The 25,727-nt window shown below is 60.0% G+C and carries 16 protein-coding genes and 1 pseudogene; 5 read left to right on the top strand and 12 right to left on the bottom strand.

Features of this window, described 5'->3' with window-relative positions; all coding sequences use genetic code 11:
• Positions 1-362 precede the first annotated feature (362 nt).
• Positions 363-3,068 (top strand): heavy metal translocating P-type ATPase, encoded by a 2,706-nt coding sequence (locus tag C8267_RS06965; RefSeq protein ID WP_234025716.1) that lies wholly within the window; start codon positions 363-365, stop codon positions 3,066-3,068.
• 354 nt (positions 3,069-3,422) lie between these two features.
• Here the strand turns inward: C8267_RS06965 and C8267_RS06955 are convergent, their stop codons facing one another.
• The gene (locus C8267_RS06955) at positions 3,423-4,640 is read right to left on the bottom strand and encodes a sodium:proton antiporter (protein ID WP_106634154.1); all 1,218 of its coding nucleotides are present in this window, start codon (positions 4,638-4,640) and stop codon (positions 3,423-3,425) included.
• Between the two features lie 217 nt (positions 4,641-4,857).
• On the opposite strand from C8267_RS06955, the gene eno reads away from it, so the two are divergent.
• A complete protein-coding gene (eno, locus tag C8267_RS06950) occupies positions 4,858-6,147 on the top strand; it encodes a phosphopyruvate hydratase (RefSeq protein WP_087362039.1) in 1,290 nt (429 codons plus the stop codon).
• Here eno and C8267_RS06945 read toward each other — a convergent pair.
• From C8267_RS06945 to C8267_RS06915, 6 genes are all read right to left on the bottom strand, one after another.
• Positions 6,132-6,461, bottom strand: coding sequence for a hypothetical protein (locus tag C8267_RS06945; RefSeq protein WP_106634153.1), 330 nt, complete (start codon positions 6,459-6,461; stop codon positions 6,132-6,134). The genes eno and C8267_RS06945 overlap by 16 nt on opposite strands.
• A 501-nt stretch (positions 6,462-6,962) precedes the next feature.
• Positions 6,963-7,520: a ribosome recycling factor gene (frr, locus tag C8267_RS06940; protein ID WP_106634152.1), complete on the bottom strand. Its 558-nt coding sequence runs from the start codon at positions 7,518-7,520 to the stop codon at positions 6,963-6,965.
• A gap of 45 nt (positions 7,521-7,565) precedes the next feature.
• Entirely contained in the window at positions 7,566-8,180 is a 615-nt protein-coding gene (locus C8267_RS06935) for a peroxiredoxin family protein (RefSeq protein ID WP_106634151.1), read from the bottom strand.
• Between the two features lie 621 nt (positions 8,181-8,801).
• A complete protein-coding gene (gene pyrH, locus C8267_RS06925) occupies positions 8,802-9,509 on the bottom strand; it encodes a UMP kinase (RefSeq protein WP_087362034.1) in 708 nt (235 codons plus the stop codon).
• A 63-nt stretch (positions 9,510-9,572) separates the two neighbouring features.
• Positions 9,573-10,928, bottom strand: a complete 1,356-nt coding sequence (locus C8267_RS06920) for a hypothetical protein (RefSeq protein ID WP_106634149.1) — start codon at positions 10,926-10,928, stop codon at positions 9,573-9,575.
• A gap of 6 nt (positions 10,929-10,934) precedes the next feature.
• Positions 10,935-12,053 carry a hypothetical protein gene (locus C8267_RS06915; protein WP_087362032.1) on the bottom strand — a complete coding sequence of 373 codons (1,119 nt, stop codon included), beginning with the start codon at positions 12,051-12,053 and terminating at the stop codon, positions 10,935-10,937.
• Positions 12,054-12,310: 257 nt separating this feature from the next.
• On the opposite strand from C8267_RS06915, the gene dxs reads away from it, so the two are divergent.
• Positions 12,311-14,185 (top strand): 1-deoxy-D-xylulose-5-phosphate synthase, encoded by a 1,875-nt coding sequence (gene dxs / locus C8267_RS06910; RefSeq protein ID WP_106634148.1) that lies wholly within the window; start codon positions 12,311-12,313, stop codon positions 14,183-14,185.
• A 300-nt stretch (positions 14,186-14,485) separates the two neighbouring features.
• Here the strand turns inward: dxs and C8267_RS06905 are convergent, their stop codons facing one another.
• The 4 genes from C8267_RS06905 to C8267_RS06890 form a co-directional block, all read right to left on the bottom strand.
• Positions 14,486-15,247 carry a YaaA family protein gene (locus C8267_RS06905; protein WP_106634147.1) on the bottom strand — a complete coding sequence of 254 codons (762 nt, stop codon included), beginning with the start codon at positions 15,245-15,247 and terminating at the stop codon, positions 14,486-14,488.
• Positions 15,248-15,271: 24 nt separating this feature from the next.
• Positions 15,272-16,045: a radical SAM protein gene (locus C8267_RS06900; RefSeq protein WP_087362029.1), complete on the bottom strand. Its 774-nt coding sequence runs from the start codon at positions 16,043-16,045 to the stop codon at positions 15,272-15,274.
• Between the two features lie 271 nt (positions 16,046-16,316).
• Positions 16,317-17,768: a hypothetical protein gene (locus C8267_RS06895; protein WP_106634146.1), complete on the bottom strand. Its 1,452-nt coding sequence runs from the start codon at positions 17,766-17,768 to the stop codon at positions 16,317-16,319.
• A 33-nt stretch (positions 17,769-17,801) separates the two neighbouring features.
• A complete protein-coding gene (locus C8267_RS06890; protein ID WP_106634145.1) occupies positions 17,802-18,941 on the bottom strand; it encodes a hypothetical protein in 1,140 nt (379 codons plus the stop codon).
• A 518-nt stretch (positions 18,942-19,459) separates the two neighbouring features.
• Here C8267_RS06890 and C8267_RS06885 point away from each other — a divergent pair.
• Positions 19,460-20,296: a hypothetical protein gene (locus C8267_RS06885; RefSeq protein WP_158699750.1), complete on the top strand. Its 837-nt coding sequence runs from the start codon at positions 19,460-19,462 to the stop codon at positions 20,294-20,296.
• A gap of 852 nt (positions 20,297-21,148) precedes the next feature.
• A pseudogene (locus C8267_RS06880) lies at positions 21,149-21,580 on the top strand (transposase); the annotation flags it as partial.
• 390 nt (positions 21,581-21,970) lie between these two features.
• Here C8267_RS06880 and C8267_RS06875 read toward each other — a convergent pair.
• On the bottom strand, positions 21,971-25,012 hold the full coding sequence (locus tag C8267_RS06875) for a type III restriction-modification system endonuclease (RefSeq protein ID WP_106634143.1): 3,042 nt from the start codon (positions 25,010-25,012) through the stop codon (positions 21,971-21,973).
• Positions 25,013-25,727 lie beyond the last annotated feature (715 nt).

Genomic DNA, 25,727 nt, shown 5'->3' with positions numbered 1-25,727 from the left:
CCCCCCCCCACCGCCCGCCCCCCCCCCCGCCCCCCCCCCCCCCCCGCCCCCCCCACAGGGTAAGGGCCCCCCCCCCCCCCCCCCCCTCCCCCGCCCCCCCCCGTCCCCCTGGGCCCCCCCCCCCCCCCCTCCCCCCCCCGCCTGCCCCCGCCTGCCTGCCCCGTCCGCCCCTCCGGTTTCCGTCTGACCCCTTCGGCCCTCTTCCCGATTTTCCCCGGCCTCACCGCCCCTCTTCCCCGCTCTTCCTGTCCTGTCCCGCCCGGCGCCCTTTTCCGGCCGGATATAAATCTTATCCATGATTCTGTAACGAGTCAACGCCGCCAGTTACCTATCTTTGCCGGTGTATGAAACAACGTGCATCCATGAATTCGTCAAAAAACCGCACCGTCGATGCGGTCTTCCCCGTTTCGGGCATGAGCTGTGCGGCCTGCGCCGCACGGGTGGGGCAGGTGCTCCGCCGTCAGGAGGGGGTCGCCGAGGCCTCGGTCAACTATGCCGCCTCGACGGCCGGCGTCCGCTACGACCCGGCGCTCTGCACCCCCGAGACCTTGCGCCGCGTGGTGCAGGAGGCGGGCTACGACCTGCTTCTCTCCAGCGAGGGCGAGGCGTTCGACGCCGCCGAGCGCGAACGCGAAGCCGAATACCGTGCGCTGCGCCGCCGTGCCGTGTGGGCCCTCTCTCTGGCGGTGCCCGTGGCGGTCGTCGGAATGGTCTGGGGAGGACAGCCGTGGGCCGGTTACCTGCTGTGGCTGCTCTCGACACCGGTGGTCTTCGTGCTGGGCGGCGGCTTCTTCCGCCGCGCCTGGCGCCAGCTCCGCCACGGCGCCGCCAACATGGACACGCTCGTGGCGGCCAGCACCGGAGTGGCCTACCTCTTCAGCATCTTCAACCTTCTCTTCCCCCGCTTCTGGCTCGAACGGGGGGTCCAGCCGCACCTCTATTTCGAGTCCGCGAGCGTCGTGGTGGCCTTCATCCTGCTGGGGCGGATGCTCGAGATGAGGGCCCGCCGGAGCGCCTCGGATGCCGTGCGCAAGCTGAGCGGACTGCAGCCCGCAACGGTGCGCGTCGAGCGGCCGGACGGGGTGGAGCTCATCCCCCTGGCGGCGCTGCAGCCGGGCGACGTGGTCGAGGTGCGTGCGGGCGAGCGGCTGGCGGCCGACGGCCGGGTCATCTCCGGCGGGTCGCACGTCGACGAGAGCCTGCTCACGGGCGAACCGCTTCCCAGTGCCAAACATCCGGGCGACCGCGTCTTTGCCGGCACGGTCAACGGCAGCGGCAGCTTCCGCTTCGAGGTGACGCGGCGCGGCGATGCGACGCTGCTGGCCCACATCGTCCGTGCGGTGCGCGAGGCGCAGGGGAGCCGCTCGCCGGTCGAGCAACTGGTCGACCGCGTCGCCCGCGTCTTCGTGCCGGTCATCTTCGCCGTGGCGCTCCTCTCCTTTGCCGCATGGTGGCTCCTGGCCCCCGAGGAGGGCTTCTCGCACGGGGTGCTGGCGGCGGTGACGGTGCTGGTGATTGCCTGCCCCTGCGCCCTGGGGCTGGCCACGCCGACGGCCGTGATGGTGGGTGTCGGCAAGGGGGCCGAGGCGGGCATTCTGGTGCGCGACGCCGAGAGCCTCGAGACGGCCGGACGCATTGACACGGTGGTGCTCGACAAGACGGGAACCCTCACCGAGGGGCATCCCGAGGTGAGCGACGCCCTCTGGGCCGAACTGCCGGCCGATGAGGAGGAGCGCCTGCGCGACGTGCTCAGCGCCCTCACGCTCCGCTCGGAGCATCCGCTCTCGGAGGCGGTGGCCCGTTCGCTGGGCGAGCGGCAGCGCCTCGAGGTGGAGCACTTCGAGACGCAGGCCGGCCGCGGCGTTGCGGGAAGCGTTGCGGGGAGCCGCTATCGGGTCGGCAGCGAGGCGATGCTGCGCGAGGCGGGTATCGAGCCCGACGAGGCGATGCTCCGCCGGGCCGGGTCGTGGAGCCGCGAGGCGAAGAGTCTGGTGTGGTTCGCCGACGAGCGGCGTGCGCTGGCGCTGCTGGCCGTCACCGACCGCGTGCGGCCCGGTTCGCACCGGGCGGTGGAGCGGCTGCGGCGGCGGGGCGTCGAGGTGTGGATGCTCACGGGCGACCGTCCGGATGCCGCCCGTGCCGTGGCCCGCGCCGTCGGCATCGAGCGGGTCGAGGCGGGGGTGCTGCCCGACCGCAAGTGCGACTTCGTGCGGCAGCTGCAGGCCGCCGGGCACCGCGTGGCGATGGTCGGCGACGGCATCAACGACAGCGCCGCACTGGCGGCCGCCGACCTCAGCGTGGCGATGGGCAGCGGCAGCGACATTGCGATGGATGCGGCGATGGTGACCGTGCTGACCTCCGACCTGGGCAAGGTCGACGAGCTGATGACCCTCTCGCAGCGGACGCGGCGCACCATCCGCGAGAACCTCTTCTGGGCCTTCATCTACAACCTGACGGCCGTCCCCATTGCGGCCGGCGTGCTCTACCCCTGCTGCGGATTCCTGCTCGACCCGATGATTGGCGGCGCGGCGATGGCGCTGAGCAGCGTCAGCGTGGTGACCAACAGCCTCCGGCTGCGCCGCGGCTCGCTCTCCCCGGCGGATGAGCCGGCCGAAGAGGCCGCCGACGAGGAGCGCCCGACTGCGGAGGCCTCTGCGGAGAGGGAATGCCCGCTCCCGACCGGGAAGGAGCGTCCGGCGGAGTCTGCTGCGACGGTCTGCCCGGTGGAGCCCTCTACGGCCCGGGCGCAGGAGTGCACAGCGCGTAAAACCTCCGGACAGGCCCCGGCCGAGGGTGCCGCCTCGGAGCGGACGATTGAAACGGAATCAACAAACAATCAAAACAGGAATACTATGGAAAAAGAGATGAAATTCAAGGTCGAAGGGATGATGTGCAACCACTGCCGGACGCATGTCGAGCAGGCGCTCAACTCCATCGAGGGCGTTCAGGCCAGCGTGACGCTGGAGCCGCCCGTAGCGACGGTCCGCTGTGCCGAGGGCATCACCGTCGAGCAGCTGCAGCGCGTGGTTGCGGAGCGTGCCGGCGACTACCGCCTTACGGCGCTCTGAGAACGGCGCCCCGGCCCCGGCGCGTCGCTCCGAGCAGGTTGCGCCGGGGCGGTGCTCTGAACAGGTCGCGCCGGCTGCGGCATCCCGAAGAAGAACCCCCGGCGTGCCGCATGCCGCATCTTGGCGGCCGTGCGCATCCCGCACTCCGAGGGAAAAGCCCCGGACTTCGAGGAAAAAGCCCCGGACCCGCAGCAGGGTCCGGGGCTTTTTATGCCTATGTTGGAGGAAGCCGGTCGGTCGGGAACGTTGCCCTGCCCGAGGCGGGGGCGGCGAGGCCGCATCGATGAAGGTCGGTTGTACCGGTCGGCAAATCCGTACCGGCAGGTCGGTCGGGCGCGGGCGGTAGAGCTGGGCTCAGGCGGCCGTTTCGGAGCCCGCTGCGGGGCCTTCCTCGGGAGCGGCCGAGCGCAGCGCCAGCCGCTTGACCCAGACGACGAATCCGCCCGTGAGGATGAGGTTCAGCACGAGCGTCAGCGCCGAGATAATCAGCGCCGGGCCGCCCAGATTGTAGCCCAGGGCGATGAAGATGACGCCGGCTCCCACCTCGCCGCGGGTGAACATGCCAATCGAGAGGGCCAGACGCTCGCTCTTGCGTCGGTCGCGGTAGAAGAACATCGGCACGAGCTTGCCCAGGTTCGAGAGCGCCGAGACGGCCACCACGTGGAGCAGCATGATGCCCCACGGCATGACGGGCTGCGAACCGGTGACCGAGTGGCCTCCGGCGAGGCTCTCGACCGGATGGGGCGCCCCGGTGACCAGCGGCATGCTCAGCCCGACGAGGAACATGAAGAGGAACGAGACGCCGGTCGAGGCGCGCTGCTCGGCGGGGGTGTCGATGTGGCGGTGGCGCATGACCATGCCCGTCACGAAGGCCGGCAGCAGCACCTCGATGTGGATGCTGTGCTCGGGACCGTAGAGGTGCTTGGTCACCAGATAGACCGCCTGCGTGGCGGCGAAGACCACCACGGCGTAGCCTAGCACGGCCTTCCAGTCCTGCCGCACGTCGTAGTGCCCGAGCCGCCGCCAGCCGAAGGTGAGCAGCACGATGACCACCAGCAGCACGGCGAAGAGCTGCCAGCGCATCCCTATCATCATAATCTGCAGCGGTATCATCAGCAGGATGGTGTCCAGGTCGTCGAAGATGGCCAGCACCTGAATCTTGCGGTAAATCCAGCTCGACTTGAGGCTCAGCGCCGCCAGCATCGTGAAGAGGATGCCGGCCGAGGTGGGGGCCGCAAAGCGGCTCAGCAGCAGGTTCTCCTTCCACGCCTCGGGCGAGCTCCAGAGGTCGGAGGGGAGCAGCACGAAGACGTAGTAGAGGGCGATGAGCAGCCACGGCAGCGCGGCGGTGGCCATGGCGATGAAGTAGTCGGCCGTATAGCTCTTCCAGCGCGACTTGTCGATTTCGAACTCACGTCCGACGTTTATCATGATGAAGGCCAGACAGATGTAGAGCAGCGTGTCGGAGCCGGTCTTGAAGGCGGCGTAGCCCTCGCCGAGCACTCCGGGGAGCAGCTGCGAGGCGACGAGTCCCAGCATCAGAAGCAGGGAAAAGGAGAGAACTTTGCGCATGGGCGGGATGCCTGAGGCGTTTTTTTAAGGGTTTGCGGGTTGATGTTGGGGAACAAAGATAGAAATTTGCGGCGAATTGCCAAATTTGCGGCCCGCTTTGTGTGAAAAAATAACGGAGAGGAAATACTCTTTTCCCGATAATTTTGTACCTTTGCGGTGCAAATCGCACGAAACCGATTGGAAATTAAGTTATTCAAACCATAAAATTATTACGACTATGCAGATTGTAGAGATTCACGCAAGGGAAATCCTCGACTCGCGAGGCAATCCGACCGTTGAGGTCGAAGTTCGTACCGTATCCGGCGCCTTCGGTCGCGCAGCTGTTCCGAGCGGCGCATCGACGGGTGAGAACGAGGCCCTCGAGCTCCGTGACGGCGACAAGAGCCGCTATCTGGGCAAGGGCGTACAGAAGGCCGTGCAGAATGTCAACGACGTAATCGCCCCCGCCATCATCGGCATGAACGTTTCCGACCAGGTCGGCATCGACAAGGCGATGATTGCCCTCGACGGCACGAAGACCAAGTCGAACCTCGGCGCCAACGCCATCCTGGGCGTTTCGCTGGCCGTGGCCCGCGCTGCTGCCGACTACTTCGGCATGCCCCTCTACCGCTATATCGGTGGTGCCAACGCCAAGACGCTGCCCGTTCCGATGATGAACATCATCAACGGCGGTTCGCACTCGGATGCCCCCATCGCATTCCAGGAGTTCATGATTCGCCCCGTGGGCGCTCCCTCGCTCAAGGAGGGTCTGCGCATGGGCGCCGAGGTCTTCCACAACCTCAAGAAGGTGCTCCACGAGCGCGGTCTTTCGACGGCTGTAGGTGATGAGGGCGGTTTCGCTCCCGCACTGAACGGTACGGAGGATGCTCTGGATTCGATTATCAAGGCCATCGAGAAGGCCGGCTATGTTCCGGGCAAGGATGTCATGATTGGCATGGACTGCGCTTCGTCGGAGTTCTACAAGGACGGCATCTACGACTACACGGTATTCGAGGGCGAGAAGGGTGCAAAGCGCACTTCGAAGGAGCAGGTAGAGTACCTCAAGGGTCTGATTGCCAAGTACCCCATCGACTCGATTGAGGACGGTATGTCGGAGAACGACTGGGAAGGCTGGCAGATGCTGACGGCCGAAATCGGCGACAAGTGCCAGCTGGTGGGCGACGACCTCTTCGTAACGAACGTCGACTTCCTGAAGAAGGGTATCGAGATGGGCTGCGCCAACTCGATTCTCATCAAGGTAAACCAGATTGGTACGCTGACCGAGACGCTCGACGCCATCGAGATGGCACACCGCGCCGGCTACACGTCGGTAACCTCGCACCGTTCGGGTGAGACCGAGGACTCGACGATTGCCGACATCGCCGTGGCTACCAACTCGGGCCAGATTAAGACCGGCTCGATGTCGCGTTCGGACCGTATGGCCAAGTACAACCAGCTGCTCCGTATCGAGGAGGAGCTCGGCGACGAGGCTATCTACGGCTACAAGAAGATTTACCGCAACAAGTAATTCCGATACGCAAGGCTCTGCTGAGAGCCGCAGGCGGAGGTGCACCCGACGGTGCGCCTCCGTTTTTTTATGCCTTTTTGTGCCTCCGCCCGCTTCCCGGCTTCCCCGCTTTCCGGCTTCCCCGCTTCCCGGCTTCCCCGCTTTCCGGCTTCCTGCTTCCCAGCTTTTCTGCTTTCCTGCTTTCTGGCTTCCTTCCCCCTTTTCTCCTTCCCTTCCTCCTTCCCCTCCGTCCCTCCTTCTCCTCTGTTTGCGGCCTTTGCCGGAGCCTCCGGTTTCCTGTCCGCTTTGGATGGAATGGCGTGGGAGAGGTCCATGCCCGGATGCCGTTTGGCCTCTGCCTGCCGTTTTTTGGGGGGCTTCGCGGATACCCCGGGTTCCGCCCGCTTTCGGATGGAGGGTGCGGGAAGGGAAGCTCCGCCGGGCCCTTGATGTGGGCTGCGGCGCGGGTCCGCTTGTCGGCCGGTCCGGGCCTTTGGTGCGAGCCGCGGCGTGGTGCCTATTGGCGGGTGGGGCCCAGACACGGAGACGGGACCGCCGGACATGAAAAAAAGCGCCGCCCCCAGTGTGGGGAGCGGCGCCTTCGTTTTGCACTTTACAGGTCGGGGCGGGCAAAGCGGCCTTTCGGCAGCAGTCCGGAGTGGGGAGGTCGCCCTCCCGGTCGGGTTGGGCTTTCGGTGTGGGCCTCGGGTTGCGGGGCCTTTCAGCGGCCGGGTCGGGCCCAGACATGGAGACGGGACCGCCGTACATGAAAAAAGCGCCGCCCCCGATGTGGAAAGCGGCGCTTTCGCCTTGTGTTTTGCCGGCCTGGGACTGGCTCAGACGGTCATAATCTCCTTCTCCTTGCGCTCCAGAACGCCGTCGAGCAGCTTGGTGAACTTCTCGAGCAGCTTCTGCGTCTGCGTCTCGCCATCCTTCGACTCATCCTCGGGCATGCCCTCCTTCTGAGCCTTCTTGAAGGCCTCCACCGCGTCGCGGCGGGCGTTGCGCAGGCTGATGCGGGCCGTCTCGGCCTCACCGCGCACCTGCTTGACCAGCTCCTTGCGCCGGTCCTCGGTCAGCGGCGGAATCGTCAGGCGAATCTGCTCGCCGTTGTTCGAGGGGGTGAGTCCGATGTTCGAGTCGAGAATCGCCTTCTCAATCACGCGCAGCATCTTCTTGTCCCACGGCTGGATGAGAATCGTCTTCGCGTCGGGAACCGTGACGCTCGCGGCGCCCGATACGGGTACCTGCGAACCGAAGTAGTCCACCATCACTCCGTTGAGCACCGTGGGCGACGCCTTGCCGGCGCGTACGTTGATGAGCTCCTCCTCCAGATGGTCGATGGCCTTCTGCATGCGTGCGGAGGCTTCGTTGAGAATCGTTTTGGTATCCATGTTCTTATGCGTTTGTTGTATTGTTGTTCGTAGTGCGTTGCGCCGTCAGTTGCCAAGCGTCTGTTCAATCTTGGCCAGCAGGGCATCGAACTCCTGCTCCTCGTAGCCCACGCTCAGGGCGACAATCCGGCCGTCGCGGTCGATGAGGAAGTTGCGCGGGATGTAGTTCTCGGCGTAGAGGTCGTAGACCTGCTGGTCGGGGTCGAGCCCCATGGCGAAGGTGTAGCCCGTCTTGCGGCGGAAGGCCTCGACGGCCGAGCGCTCCTCGCCCCGCGATACGGGCAGGAAGACGAAGTCGCGGCCGGCGAAGCGGTCGATGACGTCGTGCTGTACCCGCTTCAGCTCCTTGCGGCAGGGCGGGCACCACGTGGCCCAGAAGTTGAGCAGCACGACCTTGCCGCGCAGCGACGAGAGGGTGGTGCGGCTGCCGTCGAACATCTCGACGGTGAAGTCGGGAGCCATGTCGCCCACCTGGACGCGCGTCGCCTCGACGGGCATCTCCTCCTCCGTCGCGGCGGCCGTTTCGGTGGTCACCCCCTCGGCGGCCGTACTCTTTTCGCCGCCATCGGGCAGCAGATAGACCAGGGCGCCCACGACGACGAGCAGTACGAGCAGGAGCCACAGCGTGTTGTTGCTTCTCTTTTTGGTTCTTGTTGCCATATTCGTTTCTTGTCTGGTTGTCTGGTTCATTTTGGGCTCGGTTTCCGGCGGGTCGAGTGCCTTCCCTGCGGTTGGTCCATCCTCCGCTCCCTTCCGGCGGGTCGGCTGTTCCTTCCCTCCCCGGTGTCACGTGCCGGTTTCGGCATCCCTTATTCCCGGCGCCCCTTATTATTTCCTGCACCTCTTTATTCGCCGCCCTTATTCCCGGCGGCGGAGTGCTCCGTAGAGGAGCTCGCCAGCGCCCCAAAGGGCCAGCAGCGCAAAGAGCAGCGGCACCTCGCCGCGCAGCGTTCCGAGTACCGCCAGCGCCCCCGCGCCGCACAGCAGCCGGCCGACGGCCCATGCGTGGCGGCGCAGATAGCATACCTCCCGGCGGCCTCTGCCCCCTCTGCCCTCTTCGGCCTGCTCCCGGATGCCGGCCCCGGGTTGTGCCTCCGCGTACCTTGCCCCGGGTTGTGCCTCCGCGTCCCTTGCAGCTGGTTCCGGCGTCATCGCATCGGGTCGTATCTCCGGCTCCCTTGCCCCGGGTTGCGTCTTCGCGTCCCTTACCTCGGGTTTCGGCTCCGGGCCCCTGGGGGCGGGGTCGGTATCGCTCCGCTTCCGCATGGCGGCAGCGCGGCGTTATCGTCCGACGACGGTGCCGATGGGCTCTCCGGCAAGCACCTTGCCCAGATTGCCCGGCGTGTCCATGTCGAAGACGACGATGCCCAGCCCGTTCTCGCGGCAGAGCGTGAAGGCCGTCAGGTCCATCACCTTCAGCCGGCGGTCGAGCACCTCCTCGAACGAGATGCGGTCGAACTTCGTGGCCGTGGGGTCCTTCTCGGGGTCGGCCGTGTAGATGCCGTCCACGCGCGTCCCCTTGAGCAGCACGTCGGCCTCGATTTCGATGCCGCGCAGCGCCGCCGCCGAGTCGGTCGTAAAGTAGGGGTTCGACGTGCCGCCGCCGATGATGACCACCTCGCCCGCCTCGAGATACTCGATGGCCTTCGCCTTGGAGTAGTATTCGCCGATGGGCTCCATGCGAATCGAGGTGAGCACGCGCGCCTTGACGCCGTTGTCCTCGAGCGCCGACTGGAGTGCCAGCGAGTTGATGATGGTGGCCAGCATCCCCATCTGGTCGCCCTTGACGCGGTCGAAGCCGCGCTTGGCGCCGCTCAGCCCGCGGAAGATGTTGCCGCCGCCGATGACGATGCCGATTTGGAAGCCTTCGGCCGCAGCCGCCTTGATTTGCTCGGCGTAGGACTGGAGCTGTGCCGGGTCGAGCCCGTATTTCTGGGAACCCTGGAGCGATTCACCGCTCAGTTTCAGAAGAATTCGTCTGTATTTCATGCAAGATGACAGTTATCGTTTTGCGAAGATAGGAAATTTTTTCGGAAAAAATCGAGCGCCATTTCATTCATTTGAGGGGCCCGGACGGCTCCTGCGGCGGAGCCTGCGCCGCTCGACCCGGTGCAAGATGCTGAGCGGCAGAGCCATGAAGCCTCTGATGAGCCACAGCAGCAGAGCCGATATGGCGTAGATGAGCATTGCGGCGAGGGCTGAGAGCGCGAAGAAGAGCAGCGGAATGGCGATGAAGAATTCGGCCATGAGCAGCAGCCACCGTCCGAGGGTCCGTATGACGGGGACGTCGTGCCGTTCGTCGATGGCGGCCGCCAGCTGCGTCTCGAGGCTGCGGTACCAGAGCGCGTGGCTGTAGAAGCGGATGCGGCGGCGGATGTCGACCGAGAGGGCGACCTGTCCGAGGTTGTCGCTGAACCAGACCTCGCGGTTGTGGCGGAAGTAGTCGCGGAAGCGCCACCCTGCGAAGAGGAGCGTGTCCCGATGGGGGCGGTGGTAGAGCTCGATTCCGCTCTCGGCGAGGAAGGCGTCGATGAGCTTCGGGTCGCCGGCCAGGGGCTTTTCGAGGAGGGTCGTGTCGCTGTCGTGCGCCATTGCGTGCCGCTCGAAGAAGCGCTGTGCGGCCAGGCGGTTGGCCCGTTCGTGCCGTTCGATGATTGAGTCGTTGAGGTAGATGTCGTTGACGGCCAGATAGAGGGTCCCGCTTCGGGTCACGGGGCGGAATTCGCGTCCCTGGTCGGGGCTCAGCACCTGGACGCGCTCCGCAAAACCGGCGGCGGTGTGGTCCGAGCTGCAGGGCTCCGCGTCGGGGACAATCTGGTAGAGAATTGCGCCGAAGCGGGCTTCGGGGACGATGCACTCCTCGCTTCCGGCCACGACGGAGGGCTGCCGGCCCGTTCCGGCGCCTCCGCCCGGCTCCTCCCGCAGCGAGTCGGTGTCGACGAAGCGCTGCTCGTCCGCGGCGGAGGCGTCCAGCCAGGCGTAGGGCGGGCGTCGGTTTTCGCGTGCGGCCCGCACGAGCTGGGGCAGCGAGCTGTGGAAGGCGCCCGAGACCGAAATCTTGACGCGGTCGCCCTCGTTGAGGGTGATGCCGGTGTCGGCCCAGAGCTGCGAGGTGTTGAACAGATAGAGCGCCTGTTCGCACTGGCAGGCCTTGCGGGGCATGAGGGCCCCCGTGCGGCTCACCGCGATGTCGTTGCGGTAGAGCACCACGTCGTGGATGAGGAAGATGGCCAGCGAGACGAGGAAGATGAGGTAGCCGACGGCCAGTGCCAGCAGCGTGCAGAGACGGAGCTGCTCCCGGCGGCTCCGCTCGATGACGGCGTTGAGCAGGTCCTCCTCCTCGATGGAGAGGTCGCGCAGCCGTTTCCGCGGGGAAACCGCCTGCAATACTTCGCGCAGATGTTTCATGGCCCGCTATTTTTTGCGTTCGACGACGATGAGGAACGACCCCACGTTGTCGTCGTACCACGCGTTGTAGTACCGTTGTTCGTTGTAGTAGCTCATCTCGTTGCGCGAAAGCGTGTTGCAGGGCTCCTGCCCGTCGAGGGCGGGATAGGGGCCGAAGTTGTAGCACGCGCCGTTGCGCGCCCGGTAGAGCGCACAGAGAGCAGGCTCCTTGCCGAGCGCCTCGAAGAGGCGGAAGTTCCGCTCGCGCGACTTGTCGAAGTTCCACCCCTGCCCGGCGGGATGCTGCGCGCGGAACTCCCGGATGAAGCGGTCGACGGCCGGCTCGGCGCCTCCGATGCAGTGGAGGTTGTCGAGCACCATTTCGTAGATGATGTCGGGGGTCAGCACGATGTCGTTGACGGCGAAATGGAGGATGCCGTCCTGGTTGATGTGGAGCTCCGTACGCTCCTTGCCAATCAGGTAGAGGTCGTTGGTCTCGTGCGCACCGTCCTCCGTGAGCGAGAAGGCGGTCAGATGGCGCACGTCGACCGTGCCGCTGTTGGCGATGCCGCCCGGGATGACCTGCATGAGCAGCGCATCCTGCTTCTGCTGGGGAATGATGCGCCACCTGGCCCGCAGCGGGTCGCGCTGCGCCGAGGCGTGGAACCCTTCGGTGTCGCTCCACGGGTCGCGCAGACGGCTGTTGTTCTCGGTGTCCTCCTGCAGGTGGTGGATGGCCGAGTGCGAGAGGCCCGAGGCGCGGATGGTCAGCACGTCGCCCCGCTTGACGGCGATGCCCGAGTTGGCCCAGAGCTCGGCGGTGTTGAAGAGCCAGTAGGTCACCTCCTTGTCCTCGTCCTTGATGGTCATGGCTCCCAGCGCGTTGGTCTGGATGTCGTTGTAGGGGTAGATGCGCTTGACGGTGAGGACGATGGCCAGCAGTGCCATGAAAATCAGGCAGGTGACGAGCGTGATGAGCAGCGCCGCGTTGACAATCTTGCGGCGGTCGGAGACGATGTCGATGAAGGGCTGGTAGCGGGTGATGCGGACGATGAGCCGTTCGGGCTGCTCCGCGTCCCTGCGCGGGGGCTGTTTGTCGGCGGAAGCGGGATGCTCGGTTCCGCTGCCGGAGGCGTTTCGGGTCATGGGCGGATGGTTTGGGGTTCTGTTCTGAAGCGGCTGCTGTTGCAGACGTGCGGCGTGTTGCGCCACACCGTCGGAGGCTGCTGCGGCACACCGCATGCGCTCTTTTCCAAAGATACGAAAAAATCCGCTTCCCGCGACAAAAACGTCCACGAAAAGGGAGGAATGAAATTCGGCGGTGCGCCTCCGCCGGGCGAAAATGGGGCCGGCATGCACGCGTTTCGCAAAAATCACTATCTTTGTACTGCTTTTGTACAGACATGCCTTCCGATTACTACAAACTGCTTGACAAAGTCGACTCGCCGCGCGACCTGAAGCGCCTCTCCGAGGAGGAGCTGCGCCGCTATTGCGACGAGCTGCGCCACTATATCATCGAACAGTGCTCGGTCAACCCCGGCCACCTGGCCTCGAGCCTCGGTGCCGTGGAGCTTGCCGCGGCGCTCCACTACGTCTACGACACGCCCGACGACAAGATTGTCTGGGACGTGGGACACCAGACCTATCCCCACAAAATCATCACCGGCCGCCGCGAGGCCTTCCGCCACAAGCGGCAGCTGGGGGGCATCAGCGGCTTCCCGCGCATGGCCGAGAGCGAGTACGACGCCTTCGGCGGGGGCCACGCCTCGGTCTCGATTTCGGCCGCCTTCGGCATGGCCAAGGCCGCCGAACTGCGGGGCGAGCGGCGCAAGGTGGTGGCCGTCATCGGCGACGGCGCCATGACGGGCGGTCTGGCCTTCGAGGGGCTCAACAACGCCGGGGCGAGCAAGGGCACCGACCTGCTGGTGATTCTCAACGACAACAACATGGCCATCGACCAGGCCACCGGCGCGCTGAAGAACTACCTGCTCAAGATTTCGACCTCGGTCCATTACAACCGCCTCAAGCAGCGGCTCTGGGGCGTGCTGTCGCATACGCCGCGGCTGCTGCGCCTCTGCCAGAAGACGGGCAACGCCATCAAGCAGGGGCTGCTCAACAAGAGCAACCTCTTCGAGAGCCTCAACTTCCGCTACTTCGGCCCGGTCGACGGCCACAACCTCAAGGATCTGGTGCGCACGCTGCGCGGCCTGCACGACATCGGCGGCCCGAAGCTGCTCCACGTCATGACGGTCAAGGGCAAGGGCTACCTGCCGGCCGAGCACGACCAGCCCGTATGGCACGCCCCGGGGCGCTTCAACCCCGATACGGGCGAGCGCATCGTCTCACCGTCGGGCACGGCGCGCTACCAGGATGTCTTCGGCGAGACGCTCCTCGACCTGGCGCGGCTCGACCGGCGCGTGGTGGGCATCACGCCGGCCATGCCCTCGGGCTGCTCGATGAACATCCTCATGCGCGAGATGCCCGAGCGCTGCTTCGACGTGGGCATCGCCGAGGGCCACGCCGTCACCTTCTCGGCCGGTCTGGCCGCCGCGGGGATGGTCCCCTTCTGCAACATCTACTCGACCTTCATGCAGCGCGCCTACGACAATGTGATTCACGACGTGGCCATACAGCATCTGCCCGTGGTGCTGTGCCTCGACCGGGGCGGCATCGTGGGCGAGGACGGCGTGACGCACCACGGTCTGTTCGACATGGTCGCCTTCGCCACCGTTCCCGGGCTGGTCATCGCCGCGCCGATGAACGAGACGGAGCTGCGCAACATGATGTACACGGCGCTGCAGTGGGGCGGACCCTTCATGCTCCGCTATCCGCGCGGCAACGGAGTCGGCGCCCCGTGGCGTGGCTGCCCCTTCGAGACGCTTCCCGTGGGGCGCGGCCGGCGGCTGCGCGAGGGGCGCGACGTGGCGCTGCTCACGGTCGGTCCGGTGGGCAACTTTGCGGCCCGCGCCGCCGAACGGGCCGCCCGCGAGGGGGTCGAGGCGGCGCACTACGACCTGCGCTTCGTCAAGCCGCTCGACGAGGAGCTGCTCGACGAGGTGGGACGCACCTTCAAGCGGGTGGTGACCGTCGAGGACGGCTCGCTGCGCGGCGGTGTGGGCGAGGCCGTTGCGGCCTTCTTCAACCGGCGCGGCTACCAGGTCGAGGTGCATGCGCTCGGCGTGGGCGACGCATGGGTCGAGCACGGCACGCCGGCCCAGCTCTACGCCCTCTGCGGCTACGACGAGGAGGCGATTCTGCGCGCGCTGCTCGGACGGTAGCGGCGGCGCGGGCCATACGACAAAACAGGGCGGCATCGCTCCTTCCCATCGGGGAAGAGTCGATGCCGCCCTTGTTCGTATCTGCGGCTGAGGAAGGTGTGCGTGCGCCGGGTTGCTGCCGCGCTATTCCCGGACTGTTTTCGCGCCGCCGGGATGCCGTCTGGGCGGGAGGCGCCGCCGTGCTGCCAGGTTGCTGCCGCGTTGTTTCCGGGCCGTTTTCGCGCCGCCGGGATGCCGTCTGGGCGGGAGGTCCCAGCCACCGCAATGCCGCCGCGCCTTTGTCGGCTCGCTGCCGGACCGCTATCCGAGCGTGAAGCACCAGCTGTCGCCGCGGCTTGCCGCCGGGTCGAAGCGGAATCCCTCCCAGTCGAAGGTCTTCAGCTCGTCGGGCTCGCGCAGCCGGCCGCAGAGCAGCCGACGGGTCATCTCGCCGCGGCACATCTTCGTATAGACCACCACGGTACGCAGCCGCTCCCCCTCGCGGATGCGGAATTCTGGGGTCACCACCCGCACCTCGCGGCTGAGGCGCTTCCAGTCGAAGAGACGCTTCATCTCGGCGCTGGCCAGATTGACCAGCACGCCGTCGTCGGCCCGCACCTGCTCGATGAGGGGGTCGGTCAGCCGCGTGCGCCAGAAGTCGAAGAGCGGCTCGTCGAGCCCCGGCAGCCGCACGTCGCCCTCGAGCCGGTAGGGGCGGATGGCGTCGAGCGGCCGCAGCAGTCCGTAGAGGAACGAGGTGATGTGGAGGTGCTGCTGGGCATAGTGCAGGTCGTCGGCCGTGAAGCGCTCGGGGGCGATGTGGCGGAAGACAATGCCCGTGTAGGCGGCCAGCGCGGCTACGGCCTCGCCGTCGGGGTCGTGGAAGCGGAGGTAGCGCTGCCGGTTCTCGGCCGCCAGGGTGCCGTTCACGCGCAGCAGGCGGGCCAGCTCGTCGGTCGTCAGGGCGGCCATGCGGACAGCCAGCTCTTCGGCCTCGCGGAGAAAGCGCGGGGCGGTTGTGCGGGGCACCGCAAAGGAGCCCTCGGAGGACATCGTTTTGGCGCAGGAGAGGAGTATCTGCATGGTGTGTCGTCTTTTTCGGGTGCGTCAGGCTACCGAGCAGGCGATGCCGAGCGCCTCGACCCGTGCGGCAATGGCACGGAGCTCCTCGCGTGGAACCTTTTCGAGCGTCGGGCAGGGGGTGTCGCGGTCGAGCGAGTAGACCATCACCTGCCGCGGCCGAATCTCGCCGATGAGGCGCAGCCAGGCCGAGACCTCCTCCTCGGTGGTGTTGTCGACCCGCCGTCCGTTGCACTCGCCGCGCAGGAACATCGTCTGGACGATGAGCTGCCCCTCGAAGAGCTTCATCTGCTCCACGATGCGTGCCACACGGTAGTCGGGGCTCTGCGGGTTGTTGATTAACCGTACGGTGGCGTCGAAGGCCGAGTCGAGCTTCAGAATGTTGTTGTCCACGCGGCGCAGGGCGCGGCGCACTTCCTCACGGTGGAGCTGCGTGGCGTTCGAGAGGACCGAGACCCGTGCCGTGGGGCACAGCTCGTCGCGCAGACGGAGCGTATCGTCGATAATCTGTTCGAAGTGGGGGTGGAGCGTCGGCTCGCCGTTTCCGGCGAAGGTGATGACGTCGGGCGGCGTGCCGTCGGCCACCATGCGGCGGAGCGTCGCTGCGAGGTGCTCATGCACCGCCTCCCGGGGGTTGAAGCGCCGGGCTCCGGGGTGCTCGGCATTCCAGCCGCATTCGCAGTAGATGCAGTCGAAACTGCAGAGTTTCGATTCGACGGGGAGCAGGTTGACTCCCAGCGAGAGGCCGAGCCGCCGCGAGTGGACGGGGCCGAAGATGATGTCGTGATAGAGTGCAGTCATGCGGCAAATTTATCGATTTTTCGGGGAATCGCACCCCGCCGGGCTATTTTTTCGCGGGGCCGGGCCGTTGAAATCCTTTCCGTCCCCAAATAGTTCCCGGTCGGGTATGACTGCCAATTTGTTGGTGCCCTCTTTGTTGGAATGAGGCTGTTCCGGATTTTTGAAAATCCGGAACAGCCTCGAAATATACTTCACACAATACTTCCCGAATCAGAGGGGTGCGGCATAAAATCGAAACAGAGTGAAGAGCAGGGTCCCTGAGCGTGTGATGTTATTGCAGCAAAAAACGCAGAGAAGGGGTAATCTCGACTTTTTGTTGCTTGACGCCATCCACAAGGTATATTTGCTTGTTTTGCTTGTCTACAACAAGGAACAGATACAACTCACGTCGTTGGGATGACGGCATACCGTGATAGTCTGGCTTGTTGGGAGTGGTCTGCACATCCCGGTTTTTATAACACAAAAAACTTTCATACAACTTGCTCTGGGCCAATATGCTAGGAATATTGTCTATAAAGAAATCTTTCATGTCAAAGAAAAATTTATTATTGATAAAGGGGAATATGAATCGGGCTGTTTCATTCATGGAACATTGTTGGTAAATGCGATGGATGTCTTCTTCTGAATTGATTTTCGAGAGCATCTCTCGAATCTTGCTGATTGGGTCTTCACTGAAAAATGATGCTTCCATGGAGGATTCTCCTTTGTGGGACATTTGATATTTCCCACTGCTGAATGTCCAAATGTCATATCCCCTGTCTTTTCCCACAAAGTATAGATTACCGGGCTTCAGATAGGACGGCAGCGGCTTTGCTTTTTTCTTGACGACTTTGCTTAAGTCATAGAATCTTAATGGCCAGGGATTCTCCGATTTTTCATGTTTGAAGAAATCTTCCACCCTCGCAATTACATGATTCTTCAAGTTGTTGCGCAATTCCAAGGAGTCTTTCGAGTATTGAGCAACCGTTTCCGGTAAAAAGCCGCTGAAATCTCCCTTGATGACAGAACAGCTCAACATCTTGTCTTTGGCCCAGTAGGCTTGAATCACCCCTGTCGATTTATACCACAGAATACAACAGCTCATGTTGTCTGGTACGGTAAATTGCAAGACAGTATCCGTTCTGTTAGTCTGATAATTCCTTACGATGGTCGAACCGACTAATGTGACAGTCGGGCTCCATAGATTCCGAAAACGACCGGACCCATCTCCGTATTTGATTGTATGGTTGCGCATTACTGGAATGTCCGCTTTACTCATGCTGCGAACGGATGTTCCGGAATAACCTAAATATTTGGATGCGATATTGTTCATCTTATGGAATCTTGGGAACGCCTCTATCTCTTCTTGTGTCAATAGACTGCCTCCATATAGTTTGTGAATGTAACCGGCGCATGTATCGCGGATTTCCAGGTAGGCTTTTGTTAATCGCTCTTTTGCTTGCTCCTCTCGTCTCGCGAATGTCATCAAAGTGGTAGCGACCCGATTGTCAATGTATTTGTATGCTTCGGGCAAAGAGATGCCTAAAATCTCGGAGATGGCCGCCGCTGCGAGATGTTTGCTCTCTCGTGTGTCGTGTTTCATGTATACGGTAACGGCCTTGTTTGCCGCCTCAACCTGTTTGGCGGACCAATTCTTCTGTTGCCCGAATGTCTGTGCAGGTGCTGCCGATGCCAGCAGGAGCCATAGCACATAAAATACCTTGATTATCTGTTTTCTGTTCATCTTATTGCTCTTGAATTGATTAAACGTAATTGCCTATTTTGTCCGGCTCAGGATGAAGGGGTCGAGCGTCAGGCCTTTTTCATCGGCGCCGACGTAGTACAGATTGCCGTCGGGACGTATGAGCAGCCGGTCTCCCTTCCCGATTGTTATTTGATTGCCCTCGACCCGGTATTTCAGGATGCTGGTCTCTTTCTCTCCCGTCGTTCCCGAGAGCATCGTCAGCATCTGCATGTCGCGATTCACCATGGAGCTTTCGTTGGTCATCTGTACGCGGTTCCCCTCGAGAAACGTCAGGGTCATGCGGATTCTCACATCCATGGCGTCCGGAGCCATGCCGAACATGGCAAAAAGCATCCCGGCGTTCTTGATGCGGCCGATGCTGCTGCCTTCGTATGTCCCGAAGATATAGTCGTCGGCATGGGGCGACACGTCGTACCCCTTGTAGAACGAGAGCTCTTCCGTGCCGAGGCTGTCGCATGGAGCAAGAATCAACTCAAACCCGGCGCAGGTAAGGGTCAGCTGCCCGTTGGAGCGTTGGGGCCGTAAAATGAATCCAAGCTCTTTCCCAATGTAATAGAATGCGCCGTTGCGGTAGCCGTCGTAGACCAATGCCGAGTTCTGTTTGCCGAAAATGGCATTGGAATAGATTGTCAGCGAGTCGCCGTTGAAGACGGCGCACGCCTTGGAGAGCTTTTGCATGTCGCGGATACGTCGAATCTCACCCGTCCAGGGCCCTGAAAAATAGAGCGCCGCATCGGCCGGGACTTCGCGCTTCCGATAAAATGCCAGCATTTCGTCCGTAAAATCGCTCCCGGCGGCGGGCTGCAGGTCGATGGTGTAGTCGGGACCGTAGACGCAGAGCGTCTCCCTGTCTGAACCGCTCTTCGTGTATTCGAATCTCATCGTGAATTTCTCTCCCCCGGTATTGGCGAAAGTGTACATGTCGTTTTGTTTTCGCTGTCGGACCAAGGTCTCGTTCCCGACTCCGAAGATGGCGTTGGAGTAGATTCTCAACGTGTCGTTCGACAAAGCCAGAGAGACGTCGGAGAGCTTTTCGCCGTCAGCTGTACGGTACAAGGCTCCTTCCCATATGCGGTTTTCGTACGGCTTGGGACCGCATCCGGTGAGTAATAAGGTCAGAAGGAGCATGTTTAGAAGCAGAAGTTTTTTCATGACTGCACGTTTTGGTGTGTTTTGTGATAGTCGGGTTTTCATAGTTCAAGAAGATGCGCTGTGCGTGTGTCTGCATGTCCTGATTCAGCCATCTCGGGACTGTCGAAAGCTATGTTTCCATGTCTTTTGGTTTTAAGGATTGAATATTCTGACTGGTATTCTTGCCTTGGTGCATGCATCAACAAAAAGTGCGGAACCTGCAGCCTTCCATTCGGACAACAAGCACCGCCAAGCGCTCTCAACCCTCAATAGAAAAACAAGCAGTCCGCACCATGCAAGTGCAGACCGTGCTTATTCTTCCCGGGTTGAACAGGTAACGGAATCGTCACCTCAAAATTGGCGGTTTTGTTGTCCTGGGAATCCTAAGATTCACGTGTCTTATATCATGTCGCATGTGGCAAACCGCATGCATGGCACAAATATAAGATTTTTGTCGCACAAAACATAAATGTTGGGACTGCTTTTGATGTTGCAAATGTAAGGCCGGTCGGCTGCAGGTCCAAATCCATTACGGTGCATTGCGATTCATTTCCGAAAAATGTATCTTTGTGCCGGTGGAAAACAGGGCGGAACATATCGAACAGCTGAAGCGTGCGGTGATAACCGCATTCGGGCAGACACTGGATGCTCCGACCGATTACGAACGGTTGTCTGCGGATATTCGGCTTAAAACGGGAGAACTGATCAGTGCCTCGACGCTTAAACGCCTGTTCGGCTATATCAAACCGGGGACGATTCCGCGCCCGTCCACCCTGTCAGTCCTGGCTCGCTATGTGGGAAGTACCGGATGGAGCGATTTCTGTTCCGGCTGTTCGGGAGAGGCAGGTCCCGAATTTCGCGAAGCTCCGGAGACGGCTGCCCGCCGTCGCCGGCCCGTTTCTTGGGCGGTGGTGATTCTCTTTCTTGTCGGGCTCCTCGGGCTCACGGTTTGGAACCTTGTCCGGGAAGAGGGTGTGCAGGGGGTTCGTTCGGAACGAGGAGAGGCGCTTCCGCATGTGGTTTCGGATGCGGAAGAAACCGATGAACAGAAATACGAGCGTCTGTTGCTTTCGTTCGTCGCCCTGTCCAAGGAGAAGTGTGATTCCGTGCGGACCTGCCGGCACAATATGGATATCATTTCCTACCGGGAGTTGGTCGACAGTGTCTATTTCCCGTTCGTCTTCACCTTTTTGCGGGACTCTGTCAGGCGGCAGGCAGAACGCCTCTTCCCCGATGATGAATTGTCGAGGGTGCGCTATGGCAACGATGTCTGGGAGCGATGCCGTGAAATATGTGCGGATTTGATGCGCGAAATACCCTCCGACGAACTTCTGAAAGCCTACACCGACTCCGCACCCTCCGGCTCGGCCCATTGACGGTGAGCGGTCCTCCTGCGCTCCATGTGCGCATGCTGTGTTGTCGCGCAGCTGCCGTTTGTTTGGGGTGATTCCGCCGGTACGAGCGCAAAAAAGGAGCCTCGACGAAGGCTCCCCGGAGTGCGGATAAAGGTATTCCGATACAATAGAAACCTGTCTGTATATCAGAATATTAAGCGAACTTTCAAGGCTTGGTTACCGCCTTGCCCACCGGTTTTCTGCGCTGCGTTGCATCGCGTCTGTATCTTCTTGTCAGACAGTGCAAAAGTAGTAAAAACCCCGGAATTCTCCAAATGCGGAAAATTTTGCGGAAGCAGGCGGTTTTTTGTATATTTGAACCTATAGGTCGAAGGTGGTAGATAGCCGTTCGATTGGATTCGGCCATAGGTTAAGTTTATGAAAAAGGTTTGCATCTCAAAATATCGGTCAGAGTCTGCGACTTTGGATCGGCCAAAACAGCATGACATGGAACAAGATTACCGGTTGGCAGTCTTGTCGGCAGCCATTCGGGCTGGGGAAGCAAGTGGCGAGGCATTCGGATTCGATCCCCAACGGCATTTACTGTGGCTGAAAGAGCAACGATCGAGGTAACTATGCCGGTAGTTTATTAGAGATTTACAGAATTCCAGATTTCTGTAAATCTCTAAATCCAGGATTGAATATTTATCCAATTCCGGGGTGATATGGGAGGTTGTTTCGACAGGTCGGTAGAGGAGGATATAGTTAGGGACAGTCGTTTAATTCCGTCATTATGAGTCAATCGGCAGACTGTCCCGGTAATTTTTCCGATCGAACTCATCTTTTTATATTTTCGGCTCCGTTTCGGAGCCCCTTTTTTCATTTTTGGACCNTACAACGCACCTGAAACGCAATCTGCTGAGTTGCGTGCGCAACGGCGACAAGGGAGATCTGGCCGGGGATCTGCGGCAGGTCTTCCGTACAGGGGATCGCAGCTATACGGTGGAGAGAGCTTGGGAACAATGGCAGGCGCTCTGTGAGAAATGGGGGCAGGATTACCGCAGTTTTCGACGACGGGCGGAGGATCCGGCCTACAAAGCCTACTTCACCTATCTGAACTACGAGGCAAGGATTCAGTCAATGATCTACACGACGAACTGGATTGAGCGTCTGCAGAAGGATTTTCGACGGGTTACACGCATGCGGGGAGCCATGCCCAGCGAGGAGTCGGTACTGCTGCTGATGGGTAAAACGGCCATGGATAAGAAATCCTACCTGAGACCGGTGCCGCGGATCGACTTGGATCGGGAATTATTCCCCGAGTGAAGACTATAACACAAAAATTAGATCCACACGCCGCGGCGTGTGGATCTAAAAACAAGAATTGTTATATTTGCATATCTGAAGAATCTGAAGGCTCCTTCTCAGACACACTTTTTGAAACACTACCACAGTCCCTAGTTAGACCCGCATGAAACAATTCATGCGGGTCTAATGGAATGTTTCGGATAATTAGAACTATTAACCGGCTACGAGACCGCCGTCTACCAAGTAGTGGGAACCAGTGCAGAAGCTCGAAGCGTCCGAGGTTGGGTAGTAGACCTCCTCGGCTACTTCTTCGGGTAGACTGGCATTGCCACGCATATAGAAGCAATACCAATTCCGGCGAAGCCACCAGTAATAAAGATGGTTTTCATGTTTTATAAATTATATTGCTCACCTTAGAAATTTATTTCGCATATCTTCATAGGAAGTTATTACGCCATATTTTATATTGCTCGTAGAAACCTCATTGAATAATTTCTCTGCGCATGCTATTTTTGCTTTTTCTATACCTCTGATATCCATCGATTTTAACGATCCTTTGGTTTCTGCAATAAAGAATACATGTTTTACAGAGCCAATATAGAATGCAATAGCCCAATCCGGAGCGTAGTTTCCAACGGGAGTTGGTATCTGGAAGGATCGGGGCAGTTTGGCGTAAACACATACCTCTGCCGCCGCATCCATATCTTTTGCAAAGTCCCGCTCTTTTACAGAATCAGAAAAGACATAATCCAAAATGTGCTTTTTCGCAGGATATGCCTTATCCAGACTTTGTATGGGCTTCTCTCGGGTGAATATGCTGCTGTCGTATTTGCCTTCAATCAGATTGTAGGATATGTGCTCGATAATCATCGTCGCTTTTTCCTCCCGAATCAGTTTGATCGTATTGCGGATAAACTCTTCGGGATTATTGCGGAACATGGCCAACTTGGATGGAGTCAGACCATTGAGAATCTTGACTACCGAACGGCGTGTCAGCGTGGCTCCCCGGGCAATCTCGCCGACGAGATCGTACGCGACTGACGATGTGGATAAGGTATTCAAGGTTTTCGAGGCTGAAGATGTTTCGTCGAATGCATCCACCGTTTGTTGCTCGCCGGAGACTACGACATACCGCAATTGATTGACATGTAATTTGGCGTTTATGCTTTCTATTGCATGGTCAATAAGTTCATTGCTGTTGTAGTGAACCGTATAAGCATATTTGTGGTTGATCTCGTTCCACAAGGCCTGGAACTCTTTCTTGTTGAAGTTCTCATTGAGCCTGTTGTTCTGAACATTGGGCTTATTCCCGTTCTCGAACATCTTGCTGACGGCATCTTGGGTTGCCTCATCGTACAGGGCGCGGATCAACATCTGAATACCTTCAGCCATCGGCGCGAGTTTCCGGGACATGGGGGCAAGCGTATTGTTTTCCAGATCGGATTTGTATTGTTCGGTAATCTGATCCTTGTCGTCAATATAGTCGTTTTCCCACAAATAGCTCCGAATGGCAGTTGCCTCCTCTTTGGTGATTGCATGCTTTTCACCATCACACAAAACAAACATCCCCGTAAAGTATGCAACATCGGCTTTTGTCGGACGCTCCCGCAATACCTCCTTGGTCTCACGCTGCAGGGCGTCGACAAAACTGCTGTAACTCTCATTGGCAATGACCGTCAGTCGGTTCAGATCGTGTACGTTCTCGCCCAGGGTTTCAAAGTCCATTCGAACGCCGTTCCTGTCCACACACAGACGCAGTCCCCGGCCTACCTCCTGACGCTTGGCCACGGCGGAATTGGAGTGACGCAACGTGCAGATCTGGAAAACATTCGGGTTGTCCCAACCTTCCCGCAGGGCCGAGTGCGAGAAGATAAACCGCGTGGGCTCATCGAAACTCAACAGACGCTCCTTGTTCTTCAGAATCAGATCGTAGGCCGATATGTCGTCGGAGATATCCTTGCCGCGTTTCACTTCACTGTCCACGGAGCGCCCCTTTTTGTCGATCGAGAAGTAGCCCCGATGAATGTCGCCCACGTTGAACCGCCGCAGATATTGCTGATAATCCGAATCGAAGAGCGACAACCGCTCGTTGAGCATGTTCGTGTACTCCTCCTCGAATATCTTTGCGAATATCTCTTTGACCTCGTGTCCCTCCGCGTCGTAGCTTTTGTATTTGGCCACCTCGTCGACAAAGAACAACGACAGCGTCTTGATTCCCCTGGCAAAAAGTTCGCTCTCCTTTTCGAAGTGCGACATGATCGTCTCCCGAATTTGCACCCGCTGCATGGCCAGTTCGGTGGTGTCGCCGAATACCTCTCCCTTGTGGAGCGTAATGCCGTTGAGGAAGGTCACGGAGTTGGCATAGGGATCAATCTCCGAGATGTCGAATCCATCGTATTGAGCCAGCCCGCTTTCGCTGATCAGCTTGTCGCCGACCCCGAACGTGTGAGCTTTGCGCTTTATGCCCGACGGGGTGTTTATCTCCAGATCGATACGGGCCATGGGAGGCCTGTTTTTCGACAATACGATGCTGTCGAGGTAGAGATAACTCGACAATCCGCGCAGATTCTTGATCTCGAAGCCCTTCACCTGAATCTTTTTTACCAGTTTCATGTTGTAGGCATCGAGTGCATCGAGCGCGTAGACCGTATTGTGCCGAGTCTTGTGCGTGGCCGAGTAGTTCAGCATAAACAGCGGCTGGAATTTGGCCAGCGCCGTTTGCGTGACCTCGCCCTCCATCTTCTGGGGCTCATCCATGATGATAATTGGATGGTTGGCGGCAATCACATCAATCGGCCGGCGGCTTCCGAATTCGTCGCGCTGCGAGTAAATGATGCGGCTCTCCTTGCTGCGTCCCCCTTCCTTCATCGAGGCGGCAAAAGCCTGCGTATTGATAATCATCACGTTCAGCCCGGCATCCGACGAGAATGAATCGAGTTGTTGCAGGTTGGCACTGTTGTAGATAAACCAGCGGGCCTTCTTGCCGTAATACTCCATAAAGTGGTCTTCGAGCATCCCGAAACTCTTGGCCACCCCTTCGCGGATGGCGATACTGGGCACCACGACGATGAATTTCGACCAGCCGTACCGCTTGTTCATCTCGAACATCGTCTTGATATAGACGTAGGTTTTTCCCGTACCGGTCTCCATCTCGATGTCGAGACTGCAGGCGCCCAATCCCCTGGACAAAGCCTCGGAACGTTTGATGTTGTTGCGGTCCTGTATCTTGTGGATGTTCTCCAGCAGCTCCGAGGCGTTGAGCCAAACCTCCTGGTTCCGGTAGCCGGTCTCCAGCTCACGTTCATCCATCCGGGTTTGGTATTCCTTCTCCCGCTTGCCGAGGTCGCGACGGTATGTGGCATTCCCCTGCGAAGGCTGTCCGGCAAACACATCGACCGTACTCTCCACCGCATCGGTCTGGTATTGCTGTATCTTGAATCTGAATTTCACGGTGTATATAATTATTCTTCGATTATGCCCAGCCCATTACATCTGGAACAACGTGTTTGAATATATGAGTTTCCATTGCATGCGCTGCAACGTACTCTCGTGTAGGGATTTCCATTACAATGTTCACACGTCTCATATCCTTCTGTTCTGACGGGTTTAACACCTATAGTTCCTAATCCATGACATGCCCGACAGGTTGCAAATCGGGAGCATTCTCTATAACCGTAACCTTTGCATATATAACACTCCTCAGTGCATGAACCATGGCATCTAGGACAAACAATCCATTCTCCCCGAATGTTTGTCCTCCCGGAGCCTTTGCATAGCGCGCAAGTACGATGGCCGGCTCCACCGCAACTATTACATTCTACATATCCATTACCATCGCATATGGGACAATTAACTTGTCCGCGGCCGCCGCAGGTACTGCATGTGATACTTTCCCGGGTTTGTCGACTTACCCATTGTTTGCCACTTCCACCACAATAGCTACACGCCACATTGGTATATCCATCGCCGTCACATTGGCTGCAACGAGTATTTACAGATCCTGTTCCATTGCAGTCGGGACACTGTCTGCTGGCACTTTTGTGATTCTCCCAAGTTCGGACTCTGCTATTTGTATTTCCTCCACAAGATACCAGAGAGATAATAACAAAGAAAGAAAATATGAGATTCTTCATCGTGTGATAAATTGAAGGTTAGCAATTAAGTT

This window comes from Alistipes sp. Marseille-P5061, assembly GCF_900290115.1.
Taxonomy (GTDB): domain Bacteria; phylum Bacteroidota; class Bacteroidia; order Bacteroidales; family Rikenellaceae; genus Alistipes; species Alistipes excrementigallinarum.
The sequence above is the reverse complement of the archived record's forward strand: the minus strand, read 5'-3'. Positions and strand labels throughout refer to the sequence as shown.